A 13,700-nucleotide genomic window follows, 5' to 3' on the forward strand; every position below is an offset into this window, starting at 1 on the left:
CCGTGGCCCCAAAGCCCGGCAGCTTCACAGCCTGCCTTCAGCTTCCAATCATGCGGAATGAATTCAACCCTGCGGCCCGGAAATACCGGCGCGAGGGATAAGGCAATGCCGGCGCGGGTTTGAAGTCACCGCGCCGGCAAAGTGATTACATGGACTTGCCGGCTTCGACGTCCTTGCGGATCGCTTCGCGCTCGGCATCCGGAGCGGCAACCAGGCCGTATTCGACGAGCGGGCCGTCAGGGCCGATCATCTGGTCGGATACGAAGAAGTTGACGTATTCCTTCAGGCCCGGAACGGCGCCGAGATGTGCCTTCTTGACGTAGAAGAACAGCGGGCGGGAAACCGGGTAGGTGCCGTTAGCGATCGTTTCCGTCGAGGGAACGATGCCGTTTACGCTGGCAACCTTGAGCTTGTCGGCGTTGTTTTCATAGAAGGAAAGGCCGAATACGCCGACGCCGGTCTTGTTGGCGGCGATGCGTGCCAGGGTTTCCGGATAGTCACCGTCGATGTCGACAGCAACGCCGTCCTTGCGGACTGCGACGCAGGCCTTGCCCTGGGCAGCCTTATCGGAGATTTCCTTGGCGATGACGTCGATTGCGCCAGAGGCCTTGCAGCCGGCGGCGAGAACGTTCTGTTCGAAGACTTCGCGCGTGCCGTGCTTTTCGCCCGGGATATAGGCAGCGATATCAACAGCGGGAAGCTTCGGGTTGACTTCCGACCACTTCTTATAGGGGTTGGCGACGAGCTTGCCGTCGACGACGACCTGGGCTGCGAGGGCCTTGTAGATGTCGGCAGGAACGTAGGCGACGTCAGGGTTGGAAGCGTCGGTTGCGAAGACGATGCCGTCGTAGCCGATCTTGACTTCCTGGATATCCGTCACGCCGGCAGCCTTGCAGGCTTCGGCTTCGTTCTTGTTGATCGGACGCGAGGCGTTTGCAATGTCGATGGTGTCTTCGCCAACGCCCTTGCAAAATTCCTTCAGGCCAGCGCCCGTGCCGCCGGATTCAACGACCGGCGTCTTGAAGTTGGTGAAGGTTTCGCCGAAGGACTCGGCAACGATCTTTGCGTAAGGCAGGACGGTGGACGAACCAGCAACCTGAATCTGGTCGCGGGCGACGGCAGCGCCAGCGAAAGCAGCAGTTGCAGCGAGCGCGGCAACGGTGAGCTTGAAGGTGTTCATGTAAATCTCCCGGCATTGGGCTTGTGTGAGTGCGGCCTGTAGAGAGGCCCTCGCAGTGCCTTTTTTCATCGGCGAGACTCTCTTAGCGGTTTAAGCACCGTCCTTTTATGTCAAAGCGATGAAACATTTGTGACAGATTAAGCTGCTGTTTTATAAGGGAAAATTTTGAAGACACCGATCGACCGTGTCGGCGAACGGCAAAGTCCGGCGACCAATCCACCTTACGTTGTAGAAATCGGCTTCATATCCTGAAGGGGAGACGGCGGCTTTCCGCACTACATCCTTTCACTAAGGTTGTTCCGTGTGATTTGCCCCTCACCCTAACCCTCTCCCCGTAAACGTGGCGAGGGGACATGCCTTATCAAAACCGCACGGTGAAATCGGTGCCCTTGCCGACTTCGGATTTGACGATCAGCCGTGCGCGGTGGCGGGTGAGGATGTGTTTGACGATGGCCAGGCCGAGGCCGGTGCCCTTCTTCGAGCGGCTATCCTCGATGCTGACGCGATAGAAGCGCTCGGTCAGGCGCGGCACATGCTCGGCCGGAATGCCCGGACCCTTGTCGACGATACTGACCTCGACCGGCTGGCCGGTGCCATTCTTCAACCAGACGTCGACGATCTCGCCCTCCTGGCCGTATTTGCAGGCGTTTTCCATCAGGTTCTCGAAGACTTGGACAAGCTCGTCGCGGTCTCCCAGCACCTCGACCTTGCCCTCGGGCAGATGCAGGTTGATGTCGACGCCGACATCCCTTGCCAGTGGCGCCAGGGAATCCCTGACATGGCCGAGCAGCGGCACCAGGTCGATCTTCTCGTCCGGCGCGATGTGCGATTTCAGCTCCAGGCGGGAGAGCGACAGCAGGTCGTCGACCAGCCTGCTCATCCGCGTCGCCTGGTCGAGCATGATGTTGAGGAAGCGCGCCTGCGCCTTCAGATCGTTCTTCGCCGGCCCCTGGATGGTCTCGATGAAGCCGCGCAGCGAGGCAAGCGGCGTGCGCAGCTCATGGCTGGCATTGGCGACGAAATCCGAGCGCATGCGGTCGATGCGGCGGACCTCGGAAATATCGCGGAAGGAGAGGATGAAATAGCGCTCATGCGGCCCGTCCCCGGCCGCGAATTCAATGGGCGCGCTGCGGACGACATAGACGCGCTCGGAGGGCAGCCGCTCGGAATGCTCGATCTGGTTCGGCGCGTTGGTGGCGATCGTCTCACGCACCATGTCGAGCACGCCGGGCGAGCGCAGGCGGGCCGATATATGGGCCCCGAGCGCCACCTCGCCGAAGGCCTTTTCGGCGGCGCGGTTCTGGAAGAGCACCGAGGCATCGTCCGACAGCAGCATGACGGGGAAATCGAGGCCGGAGAGCGTGGCGGAAACCTCCGGCAGGCGGCTTGGCGGCAGCTCCGGCTTCATCTCCACCGGCGGGGCGGGTTCGGCCTGGATGATGGGCGCCTCGTTGAAAAGCGCGGTGAGGATCATCACCAGCAGAAGGACAAGCACCACCCACTTGTTCATGCCGGCGGCAAGCGCGATCAGCGCGCTGAGGATCGCCGCAAGCAGCACCGGCCGTTCGCGCCTTATGCGCGCCAACAGGCTTTTTCTCCATGGAGTTTCGTCTGGCAAGTGCCCTCGCGGCGTCGATTCGTTTTTCTTTATATTGGAACTCTGCCTGATAGCGGCAATTCATGACAGAAGTTTTCGGGCTGCCGCCCCGAAGCGAAAGGCCGCCACCGAAACCGACGAAAAAGTGCCGGCCATCCGCGAAAGATTTGATTTTCAACGGCAACTATGTTCGCCTGCGGGAAGAGAACAATCAGGCTAAGGAGGAGCATATGGACGAGGACGTCGAAAACAGGGCCGTCGAGCTGGAGATCCGCGGAAAGAAACGCATCTTCGATGTCGACGATCCCGTCCTGCCGGACTGGGTGGAGGAAAACGCACTGGAATCCGGCGATTTTCCCTACAAGAAGAAGCTCAAGGAAGAGGACTATCTGGAGCAGCTGGAAAAGCTGCAGATCGAACTGGTCAAGGTGCAGTTCTGGCTGCAGGCGACCGGCAAGCGGGTGATGGCGCTGTTCGAGGGACGCGATGCTGCCGGCAAGGGCGGTGCGATCTCGGCCTCTTCGGCGCATATGAATCCGCGCCTTGCGCGCGTCGTGGCGCTGACCAAGCCCACCGAGCGCGAGCAGGGGCAATGGTATTTCCAGCGTTATGTCGCACAGTTTCCGACGGCTGGCGAATTCGTGCTGTTCGACCGCTCCTGGTACAACCGGGCCGGCGTCGAGCCAGTCATGGGTTTCTGCACGCCGCAGCAATATGAGGATTTTCTCAAGCAGACGCCGCAGCTCGAAAAGATCATCGCCCATGAGGGCATCTTCTTCTTCAAATTTTATCTCGATATCGGCCGCGAGATGCAGCTCAAGCGCTTCCACGACCGCCGCCATGATCCGCTGAAAGTCTGGAAACTGTCGTCGATGGACATCGCGGCGCTGACCAAATGGGGCGATTACAGCGATAAGCGCAACCGGATGCTGAAGGAAACCCATACGGATTTTGCGCCCTGGACGGTGATCCGCGCCAACGACAAGCGGCGCGCCCGCCTCGAACTGATCCGCCACATGCTGAACGCGATGGATTATGACGGCAAGGATAAAAAGGCGCTCGGCACGGTCGACGAAGAGATCATCGGCTCGGGGTCCGGGTTTCTGAAATAAGGCTTTCCGAAATAGGCTTCACTGCCCCGGCAGGATGCGGATGGCAAAGAGGTTGATGCCGCGCGCCTTGTCGTCGAGATCGCTGTTGATCGTCAGCGTGCCCGGCGCATTCGGCGCCAGCGAGCGGTCGAACTTCACCTGCAGCAGCGCATCCGACTTTTCCCGGGTGACGTTGAAGCGATGGCGGGCGCAATTGCCGAGCGACTGGAAATTGCATTCGACGGTGACCTGGGTCGGCTCGTCGGTGGTCGATTGCAGCGTCAGCGCGATCGTCGAGGATTTGCCGGCAAGCTGCTGCAGCACCGATGACGGCACGCTGATCGAGATATTGCCATCGGCTGCACCGCTCTCGGAAATCAGGCGGATGGCGGGGCCGTCGTTCTCGGTGATCTTTTCGGTGCGCGCTTTTGGACCGCTCTGGATCTTGTCGGCGTCCTCGGGCTTGAACAGCGGGATCCAATCGGCCGAAAAACTGTTCTGCGGATCGATGGTCACCGGCTGGTCGGTGGGAGAGGCCGTATTGCCGGCGCTGTCGTCATTGCCGGTGAAATCCTCGGGCTGGGTGCTTGCCGGCGGATTGGCAACGCTGGTGTCGCGCTCGGCTGCGGTCAACAGCAGGCCCGACGTGTGCGCCCACCAGGCGCCGATGCCGATAAAGGCCAGCAGCACGCACCAGACGAGCAGCCGCGAAAAGAATTTGCGCGGCTTGCGGCGGCCGGCCGCCCGCTCCGGGCGGAAATCCATGTTGGTGGCGCGCTGGCCGCGGGCAAGGCGCTCCTCGCCGACCGGCGCGGCGGCCAGATGATCGCCACTGCCGGCATGCACGTCGTCGAGGCTCGCTTCATCGCGGCGGCCGAAGCTCACTTCGGGGGCGCGGGTCTCGCCCGACACGGCGGGACTGTCGATATCATCCACCTCGTCGCGGTGGACTGGAGGTGCCGGCATTTCCACGACCGGCGGCACGGGCACCTCAGGCGGCCTCTGGCGGGGGTGAAGGCGGTCACGCTCCTCGCTTTCGATGGCGTGGATGGTGCTTTCCAGGCGATGGCGATGATGGGCAACAACCTCGGTGTCGGTGATATCCTGCTTGCGCAGACCGGCTTCGAGCGCCTGGCGGGCCGACTGGTAGATCCTCGCTCGAACCTCCGGATTGTCGCGATCGGAGTTTTCGAGCGCTGTTCTGATGGCCGTTTCTAATCCGCTCACATCCAGTCCTTCACCATGAACTCGGCATCGGACTGCAATCCCCGCCGTTCTCTCTCAAAATTCGGTAGCGTCAAGTGCGGCAAACCGCAAGCCTTGCAGGCCTGGCCGCGGTTGATCGGCGGGGATAATCGGCAGCTTTCAGCACGTGCGGACCTTATTCTATCAGCCTTCTCAGACCTATATATTCGGGGTGAAATCGACGAAGGCATGGCAGCCGCTCTTTTATCGCCTTTTCATCTCTGTTATGAGATTGACGTTTTCGTAAACGTCAATGGAAGTGATGAACCATGGCCCTGCCCGCGATCCTGAGGGATAAACTGAGACTGCCGGTCATCGGCTCGCCGCTGTTCATCATCTCGCATCCGGCGCTGACGCTGGCGCAATGCAAGGCGGGCGTCGTCGGCGCCTTTCCGGCGCTGAACGCCCGGCCGGAAAGCCAGCTCGACGAATGGCTGGCCGAGATCACCGAGGAGCTTGCCCGCCACGACGCCGCCCATCCCGAGCGGCCGGCAGCCCCCTTTGCCGTCAACCAGATCGTCCACATGTCGAACAAGCGGCTGGAGCATGACCTCTCGCTCTGCGTCAAATACAAGGTGCCGATCGTCATCTCCTCGCTCGGCGCCGTGCCTGAGGTCAACGCCGCCGTGCATTCCTATGGCGGCATCGTGCTGCACGACATCATCAACAACCGCCACGCCCATTCGGCGATCCGCAAGGGGGCCGACGGCTTGATCGCGGTTGCGGCCGGCGCCGGGGGCCATGCCGGCACGCTGTCGCCCTTTGCGCTGATCCAGGAAATCCGCGAATGGTTCGACGGGCCGCTGCTGCTCGCCGGCGCGATTTCCACCGGCGGCGCCATCCTCGCCGCAGAGGCGATGGGCGCCGACATGGCCTATATCGGCTCGCCCTTCATCGCCACGCAAGAGGCGCGCGCCGTGGACGCCTACAAGCAGGCGATCGTCGAAGGCGCCGCTGGGGATATCGTCTATTCCAACTATTTCACCGGTATACACGGCAACTATCTCAAGCCCTCGATCGTGGCGGCCGGCATGGACCCCGACAACCTGCCGCTGGCCGATCCCTCGAAGATGGATTTCGAGCAGGCGACCGGCGGCGCCAAGGCCTGGAAGGACATCTGGGGCAGCGGCCAGGGCATCAGCGCCATCAAGGCCGTCGAGCCGGTGGCAAACCTCGTCGACCGGCTGGAGGCCGAATACAAGGCGGCGCGCGCCCGGCTGGCGCTCTGAACCGCGCCTTCTCGGCCCCTCCCCTCTTTTTTGCCAAAGCCATGACAGGGCGCTTGAAATCTTCCGACAATGGCTGTATCAGCGCCATGCAAATCGCGGGCCGCATGCTTCGGCCGTGAAATGCCGCTTTAGCTCAGGTGGTAGAGCACATCATTCGTAATGATGGGGTCGCAGGTTCGAGTCCTGCAAGCGGCACCAGCTTTCCTTATAAGCCTCTCTCAAAATCCTGCGTCTACCTTTAGCTGCCTTTTTGGCCGCTCGGCAGGCAAAATTTCAGCAATTAGAGCCTCTTCACTCATGGCGGCTGGGCTGCCATTCATCTAAATATACGCGACCGATATCGATCGAACGAGAGCAGGCTGGCGATTAGGAGTATCCATGAGGACATCGCTTTTAAGCGTCGCGCTTTTCACATTTGGCTTGTCCGCTGCGCAGGCAGCAGACTTCCCTCTCGCCTCATGTGCTGGATGGAACGGAACGCTGATCAGCAGGACCGGCATCGATTCAAGCACAGCAGTGATGGAAGGCAAGCTCACTCGGGCCGACTTCCAGGAATATTGCAAGCGAGACCCGGGACATGAGACAAGAGCACATGGCGGCAAGCTGACCGTAAAGCAGTGCGTGGCGATGTACACAAAAGAGAGTGGGAAAGACACTTTCCATTCCACCGCCAATTGCAGCGAAGGCACCCTCTCCTTCGAACCTTCTGCAGGAGAACCGCAGAGTGTCACTTTCCCACTACCAGAGAATTCAGACGTATCGTGCGCTTCGGGGATGCCGCCGCTGATCGAGCAGTTCAGCCTTCTCTGCCCTCAGGCGGCGCGGGAGTTTCATTTGATGGATGATGAATGACGGGAGGGCCGTCTCAGCACTCCGGTCAACAAAAAGTTGACTACTCCCAGGAGGATGTTAATTATAGTTCACAGAAATACACGGTTCTCCAGACAGTCGAATTCCAGAAATGGCTGCGCAAGCTGAAGGATCGGAATGCAAGAGACCGAATTGTCACGCGCATCGTTCGTGCGGAGGCTGGCAATTTGGGAGACCACAAATTCTTCGATGGCATCGGAGAATTGAGGCTCGACTACGGTCCAGGGTATCGCTTGTATTTTGCAATGCAGGGCAACATTGTCGTTATTCTCCTGTGCGGGGGCGACAAGGGTAGTCAGGAGCGGGACATCAAGCGAGCAATCGAAATGTCCAAGGAGATCTGAGATGGCAATCGAAATCATCCCTTTTGACGCAACCGAGTTTCTGGACACCGAAGAATCGCAGACCCATCTCATTGAAGATGCGTTTGAAAGCGGTGATGCAGGTTATATTGCACACGCATTGGGCGTTGTTGCGAAAGCGCGTGGCATGTCACAAGTCGCCCGGGATGCCGGCGTTACCCGCGAGGCTCTCTACAAATCCCTCAGTGAAAAAGGCGACCCGAAGCTTTCAACGCTCATCGGTGTAGCCGCAGCTCTCGGATATAAGCTCAGAGCGACGCGTGTGGATGATTCCGATACGCGCGAGGACGAGCGCCGATCTGCTTAGCAGCTACGGTCCGAGCAATTCGGAGGCTGCGGATAATTTGGCCTTAAACAAGTTTCCAGCTTTCACCATCTTTACCAAAGTTCATCGAATCCACGGATGGTCGACGAGGAAACCGCTCGGAACTAAAACTTTGTCTCGATCGGTTTCAAAAACGTCCACGACCGTTTGAGTGGGAAAAGGCGTAGCGCCAGGGTCAAAACGCCGCTCGGTCTTTAGTACCAGGCGATCTGTTGTCGACAGCCATATCTTGATCGAGGCGTGATAACGACCGCGATGCCACCTGGCGGAGAATACTCTCACGTTAGCATTGTCATTCTCTTCATATGAAATGAGCCTGCAATCGGCGAGGACTGGTCCCACGTCTGTTACCGTTTTGCTCGGGAACCGAGTAGACAAAGACCATATTCCCCCCTCTTCTTCTCGCTGATACTGCGTTTTTCCGTTGTATCGAAATTCTGCGAACAGACTGCCATCCGCCAGGTAGATCCGACTTGAATATCTGCCGGAGTTGTAAGTGTTTTCAAACGCGCGATTTGCGTCGCTGCATGTCGGGTCCTCGCCGGGCAACGGCTCGTTGATGCCAAAGGACCGGCGGTCTTCTGCGACGGTAGGGACGGGAGTTACAAACAGCAGAGCAAAACAAACAAACAATAATCGATGCAACAACAAAGACGAGGACCCTCAGCAACCGAAGGCAACGATAGCAGTCACCGTGAAGAAAACAATCCTTGCGTGAATCTATCCGAATTTCAGTGACTGCCACCATCGGGGTCGAGCTCAATGGCAGCCGGAGCACGATCAATCCCGGTGGGTCAATCCGAATCTGCAGCCGACGCCGGGTTGCACCGCCGGTTCCGCGGAGAGCGGGACGGCCGGCGAGGCCTGCCCGCAATGAAGATAGGGCCGATTGCCGCCTGGCTACCTGACGGAATGAAGGCTCCAGGCGAAGTGGCACCGGCCTTCGCTTCGGCCGCTCCCGCATCGGACGAAAATAACAGCTGCCGCGGGAACGGCTTTACGACTCGCACTTGCGGACGTAAAACTACCCATCACTCCGCACTTGGCACATCGCCCCACACCCAGCCAGCCCGCCGACATTCCCGGCCATGCGGAGCACCCGAAGAGGATCGTCATGTCGAATGCAGCGCAACGCTCGAACCGCGTGCTAATCGTCGCCACCATCATGCTCGCGACCTTCATGGTGGCGATCGAGGCGACGATCGTGGCGACGGCGATGCCGCGCATCGTCGGGCAGTTGGGCGGTTTTTCCTATTACAGCTGGGTGTTTTCGGCCTTCCTGCTGGCGCAGTCGACGACGACCGTCATCTACGGCAAGCTTTCCGACATTTTCGGGCGCAAGCCGGTGCTGATCGGCGGCATCCTGATCTTCCTCGTCGGCTCGCTGCTCTGCGGGCTTGCCTGGTCGATGATGTCGCTGGTGCTGTTCCGGCTGCTGCAGGGGCTCGGCGCCGGCGCCATCCAACCGGTGACGATGACGATCATCGGCGATCTCTTCAAGCTCGAGGAACGCGGCCGCGTGCAGGGCGCGATGGCGACCGTCTGGGCGACCTCGGCCGTCGTCGGGCCGCTGGCCGGCGGCATTATCGTCGACAACATCTCCTGGGCCTGGATCTTCTGGATCAACCTGCCGATCGGCATCATCTCGATCATCGCCTTCATGATCTTCCTGAAGGAGGACGTGGCGCACAAGCAGGCAAAGATCGACTACCTCGGATCGGTGCTGTTTTCGATATCGATTGTCGCACTGCTCGTCATGCTGACGGAAACCGATGCCAGCGCCTGGATTCTGATTTCGCTTTTTTCCGTCTTCGTGGTCACGGGCCTTCTCTTTCTCGCCCAGGAGAAGCGGGCGCCGGAGCCGATCATTTCGATCCCGCTCTGGAGCCGAAGGCTGATCGCAACCAGCAATGCGGCGACGCTGCTGGCCGGCATGGCGCTGATCGGGCTTTCGACCATCCTGCCGATCTATGTGCAGGGCGTCCTCGGCCGCTCGCCGATCGTTGCAGGCTTCACACTCACCATGCTGGTTGTCGGCTGGCCCCTGTCGGTGATGCTCTCCAGCCGCTTCTACAAGGCCTTCGGCATCCGCCGCACCTTGCGTGTCGGCAGCCTGCTGTTTCCGTTCGGCGCCTGTTTTCTTCTGTTCCTGACACCGGAGAGTTCGCCTGTTATTGCCGGCGCCGGCTCCTTCTTCATGGGCTTCGGCATGGGTCTCATCAGCCTCACCAGCATCGTGCTGGTGCAGGACAGCGTCGAATGGTCGATGCGCGGCAGCGCCACCGCCTCGATCATCTTTGCCCGCAGCCTCGGCAATACGCTCGGCGCCACCGTGCTCGGCGCCATCCTCAATGCCGGCATCAATCACTATGCGAGCGGCGAGGCGGCGGCGGGCCTGCATGAGGCGCTGAACCAGCCGACCGGGCTTTCGGCGCTCGCCGCCGATCCGGCCATCCGCGCCGTCTTCAATGCGGCGCTACACTGGAGCTTCTGGGGCGTGGTCGTCGTCGCGGTGCTGACCTTCTTCACCACCTGGCTGATCCCGGTCGGGCCCGGCCGGAAGCGCGAGGGGGCGGCCGTCGCAAGCGAGGCGGCTTCTCATTAGGCGGTTCAGTTATTCACGGAAGGGCTCCGGGCAAACCGCTTGGCACGTCTCCTGAATCTCGTTGTCGACGAGATTGTCTCGAAATGCAGAGGTGATTTTCCGGACATGTCGGCGGCAACGCGCCCGGAGCGGTCACCCCCGGCATAGTTCGTGCAGGCTTACAGGGCATCCCGGATATCGAAGCGAATAATCTTATCAGCTTCGATGCGGAAGATATGCGTGACGGTCTTGTCCTTCAGGCCGTGGCTTTGCCCTTCCAGCGGCCGGCCGTCGAGGTCAAAGACCGACTGGATTACCTCGACCGCCACAGTGCCATCGTCCGTTTCCGCAAAGGCGACCGGCTCGACCTGTGGGCTGATGACAGCCCATTGGCGTGTCCAATAGTCGCGCACGGCCTCACGGCCATGAACATGGCCGCCATCCATGCCGTTGGCCCAGGCGACATCGTCGGAAAGGACGGCCAGCACAGCGTCGATGTCCCTGGCGTTGAAGCCGGCATAGACGCGCTTGAGCATTTCGACGTCATTGTTGGACATGTCGTTTCCTCAATGGAGATTGAAAGATCAGCTCGGCGGCATCAAACGGTATTGTCGAATGCCGCGCATCAATATACATATGTACGTATATATCTTATGGTCAAGCGCAGGCAAGAGGTCAAGCGGAATGGATGAAGACGTGCTTTCGACGCCGGGGCATCTCATCAGTCTTGCGGCGCGCGGATTTGCGCGCTTGAGCGAAACACGCCTCAAACCGCTCGGCTTCGGTGTCGGCCAATTGCCGGTGCTGGTGGCGCTGCAAGATGGCAAGGCAAGCACACAGCGCGACCTCGCGCGCTTTGCCAGGGTCGAGCAACCGCCGATGGCGCAGATGCTCGCCCGCATGGAGCGGGATGGCTTGATCGAGCGGACACGCGACCCGGCTGATGGTCGCAGCAGCCGCATCGTGCTGGCCAAGGCCGCGCGGGACGGCATGCCGGAGGCGATTGCGGCCTTGTTCCAGGGGAATGAAGAGGCATTGGCCGGGTTCACCGACGCGGAAGCAGGACAACTTGTCGGTCTGCTCAAGCGGCTGATCGACAATCTGGATCAGATGGCGAGCGCAGAGTCGGCGTCAGGCGATTGCTGAGTTTTGGCCAGGCGGAGAATTTCTATTCTGGGACTGTGCTGTCCTTATGCGAACTCGTGCCCTCTTTCAGCACGGAGGGGTTCTTCAAAACCCGTACAAGCAGGTTCGGTTTTCGCCTGCGCGGGATGAGATCGATATCGCTGACAAGCTTTGCGCCGCCCTTGCGCCGCTCGAGCGTGATCTTGCGGCTATGGAAGGCCTCCAGTTCAGCCCGATGCGCGACGCTGATGATGGTCACGTCGGGCAATTCATCGATCACCATATGCATCATCTTATCCTGGCTCTTCTCATCGAGTGCCGAGGTTGCTTCATCCAGCACGATGATATCGGGATGGTGGAGCAGCAGGCGCGCAAAGGCGAGACGCTGCTTTTCGCCGCCCGACAGCGTCTGGTCCCAGGGCGCCTCTTCCTCGATCTTGTCGTTGAGATAATCGAGCCCGACCTTGTCGAGGGCCGCCTTGATCTTATCCAGCGTCCAGCTGTCGGCGGCGCCGGGATAGGCGACGGCACGGCGAAGCGTGCCGGACGGGATATAGGGTCGTTGCGGCAGCATGAACAATCGTCTGTCGGCGTGGAAATTGACGCTGCCGCTTCCCCACGGCCAGAGACCTGAGATCGCCCGCACCAGCGTGCTCTTGCCGGACCCGGATTCGCCGGCCACAAGCACCCGTTCGCCGGGCTCGATCTCGACCCGCGTTTCCGTGACCACGGCGGTGCCATCGTCAAGCGATACGGAGAGATCGTTGAGGCTGAGCATCGCCTCGCCTTCGGTTTCACCATGCTTGATGCGCCCGAGCGAGTCGCTCTGTTCGGCGCGCTCCAGCCCGTCGAGCGACATCATCAGCGAGGCGATGCGCCGTGCACAGGCGTTCCAATCGGCAAGACGCGGATAGTTATCAACAAGCCAGCCGAACGCCCCCTGAACGATGGCGAAGGCAGAGGCAGCCTGCATGACCTGTCCCAGCGTCATGCTGCCTTCGAGAAATTTTGGCGCGCACAGCAGGACCGGGACGACTGGCGCAATCAGCATGGATCCATGCGACACAAGCGTCGTGCGCATGTGCTGGCGGGCAAGGAGCGCCCATTGCCTGAGCACATTGGCGAAGGTCTTATCGAGGTCATTACGCTCCTCCTCTTCGCCGCCGAGCAAGGCGATGCTCTCGCCGTTTTCCCGCACATGCGTCAGCGTGTAGCGAAACTCGGCTTCTGCTTGATTTTTCGCCTCGGAGACGTGGACGAAATAGCGGCCGATGACCGCCATCGAGCTGGAGGTGATCGCGGCGTAAAGGACCGCAGTGATGACGAGAAAGCCGGGAATGGTGACGGTCCAACCTGCGATCGGCAGAGTGAGAGCCCCGCCGATCGTCCAGAGCACGACGATGAAGGTCGAGGCCGCCAGAAATGCGGAAATGACACCGGCGATGAAATCGACGGGTGCTTCGGTAGCAATCCGCAAATCCTCGGAAATGCGCGCTTCGGGGTTCTTGTGGTCGCCGCCGATGAGATTCAACTGATAGTAACGGCCGTTTGCGAGCCAGCGCGCGATGACTGCGCTTGTCAGCCAGGAACGCCACCGACGCTGGATCATCATGCGAACGGCGACTTGTACAGTGACAATAGCCACAGTTCCAAGCACGAGCGGCACGAATACAGCGCTCAGGAAATAGACGGTGCCCGCATCGTGCCGCTCTATGGCGTCGAATATCCCGCGGTTCCACAGATTGATTCCGTACTGGAAGCCGACATTCATGCCGATCAGGGCCAATAGCCCGATCGAGAAGGGCCAAGCGAACTTGTCGCCATCGCGGCTCCAGTAACGGCGCGCGCTGATCCAGAAACGTTTCAGCAAATAGCGCTTGCGCGCCTGCTCGGTCTCTTCAGGCGTTAGCTCCGGATCGGGTTGGATGGCATCTGGCGGCAGCGCGACTTCGACAGTCGATGCCTTCTCCTGGCGCGACTTCTCGGCACCGTCCGGCTCGGTGCCGTCGACCGATTTCGGTTTCAATTTAGCGTCGGTCATGTCAGCGATAACGGCTTACAAATCAAAAGGTTTCATGATGCCGGTACCGAG

12 protein-coding genes and 1 tRNA gene are annotated in these 13,700 nt (G+C 60.2%); 8 read left to right on the forward strand and 5 right to left on the reverse strand.

Annotation, left to right across the window (positions count from 1 at the left end; translation table 11 throughout):
• Positions 1-145: 145 nt before the first annotated feature.
• Both ACMUVN_RS26940 and phoR read right to left on the reverse strand, forming a co-directional pair.
• Positions 146-1,180: a substrate-binding domain-containing protein gene (locus tag ACMUVN_RS26940; RefSeq protein ID WP_097544945.1), complete on the reverse strand. Its 1,035-nt coding sequence runs from the start codon at positions 1,178-1,180 to the stop codon at positions 146-148.
• 361 nt (positions 1,181-1,541) lie between these two features.
• Positions 1,542-2,765 (reverse strand): phosphate regulon sensor histidine kinase PhoR, encoded by a 1,224-nt coding sequence (phoR, locus tag ACMUVN_RS26945; protein WP_097622853.1) that lies wholly within the window; start codon positions 2,763-2,765, stop codon positions 1,542-1,544.
• A gap of 242 nt (positions 2,766-3,007) precedes the next feature.
• On the opposite strand from phoR, the gene ppk2 reads away from it, so the two are divergent.
• A complete protein-coding gene (ppk2, locus tag ACMUVN_RS26950) occupies positions 3,008-3,889 on the forward strand; it encodes a polyphosphate kinase 2 (protein WP_028756992.1) in 882 nt (293 codons plus the stop codon).
• Positions 3,890-3,907: 18 nt separating this feature from the next.
• Here the strand turns inward: ppk2 and ACMUVN_RS26955 are convergent, their stop codons facing one another.
• Positions 3,908-5,095 carry a regulator gene (locus ACMUVN_RS26955; protein WP_414815691.1) on the reverse strand — a complete coding sequence of 396 codons (1,188 nt, stop codon included), beginning with the start codon at positions 5,093-5,095 and terminating at the stop codon, positions 3,908-3,910.
• A gap of 287 nt (positions 5,096-5,382) precedes the next feature.
• Here ACMUVN_RS26955 and ACMUVN_RS26960 point away from each other — a divergent pair, with 287 nt between their 5' ends.
• From ACMUVN_RS26960 to ACMUVN_RS26985, 6 genes are all read left to right on the forward strand, one after another.
• Positions 5,383-6,342, forward strand: a complete 960-nt coding sequence (locus ACMUVN_RS26960; RefSeq protein WP_414815692.1) for an NAD(P)H-dependent flavin oxidoreductase — start codon at positions 5,383-5,385, stop codon at positions 6,340-6,342.
• A 122-nt stretch (positions 6,343-6,464) separates the two neighbouring features.
• Positions 6,465-6,540 (forward strand) — tRNA-Thr (locus ACMUVN_RS26965).
• Between the two features lie 180 nt (positions 6,541-6,720).
• On the forward strand, positions 6,721-7,194 hold the full coding sequence (locus tag ACMUVN_RS26970) for a hypothetical protein (protein ID WP_048338252.1): 474 nt from the start codon (positions 6,721-6,723) through the stop codon (positions 7,192-7,194).
• Complete coding sequence (locus tag ACMUVN_RS26975) at positions 7,191-7,556, forward strand: type II toxin-antitoxin system RelE/ParE family toxin (protein ID WP_097622855.1); 366 nt, start codon at positions 7,191-7,193, stop codon at positions 7,554-7,556. Before ACMUVN_RS26970 ends, ACMUVN_RS26975 begins: the two co-directional genes overlap by 4 nt.
• Before the next feature lies 1 nt (position 7,557).
• Complete coding sequence (locus tag ACMUVN_RS26980; protein ID WP_097622856.1) at positions 7,558-7,881, forward strand: addiction module antidote protein; 324 nt, start codon at positions 7,558-7,560, stop codon at positions 7,879-7,881.
• A 1,132-nt stretch (positions 7,882-9,013) separates the two neighbouring features.
• The gene (locus ACMUVN_RS26985; protein ID WP_028757467.1) at positions 9,014-10,504 is read left to right on the forward strand and encodes an MDR family MFS transporter; all 1,491 of its coding nucleotides are present in this window, start codon (positions 9,014-9,016) and stop codon (positions 10,502-10,504) included.
• Between the two features lie 158 nt (positions 10,505-10,662).
• Here ACMUVN_RS26985 and ACMUVN_RS26990 read toward each other — a convergent pair whose 3' ends face one another.
• Positions 10,663-11,040, reverse strand: a complete 378-nt coding sequence (locus ACMUVN_RS26990; protein ID WP_097622857.1) for a nuclear transport factor 2 family protein — start codon at positions 11,038-11,040, stop codon at positions 10,663-10,665.
• Positions 11,041-11,167: 127 nt separating this feature from the next.
• Between ACMUVN_RS26990 and ACMUVN_RS26995 the strand changes: the two genes are divergently transcribed.
• Positions 11,168-11,629 carry a MarR family winged helix-turn-helix transcriptional regulator gene (locus tag ACMUVN_RS26995; protein WP_028757469.1) on the forward strand — a complete coding sequence of 154 codons (462 nt, stop codon included), beginning with the start codon at positions 11,168-11,170 and terminating at the stop codon, positions 11,627-11,629.
• A gap of 22 nt (positions 11,630-11,651) precedes the next feature.
• Here the strand turns inward: ACMUVN_RS26995 and ACMUVN_RS27000 are convergent, their stop codons facing one another.
• Positions 11,652-13,649, reverse strand: a complete 1,998-nt coding sequence (locus ACMUVN_RS27000; protein WP_063474750.1) for an ABC transporter ATP-binding protein/permease — start codon at positions 13,647-13,649, stop codon at positions 11,652-11,654.
• Between the last annotated feature and the right edge of the window lie 51 nt (positions 13,650-13,700).

Origin of the sequence: Rhizobium sp. IY2 (genome assembly GCF_047532935.1) — a bacterium.
Taxonomy (GTDB): Bacteria; Pseudomonadota; Alphaproteobacteria; order Rhizobiales; family Rhizobiaceae; genus Rhizobium; species Rhizobium anhuiense.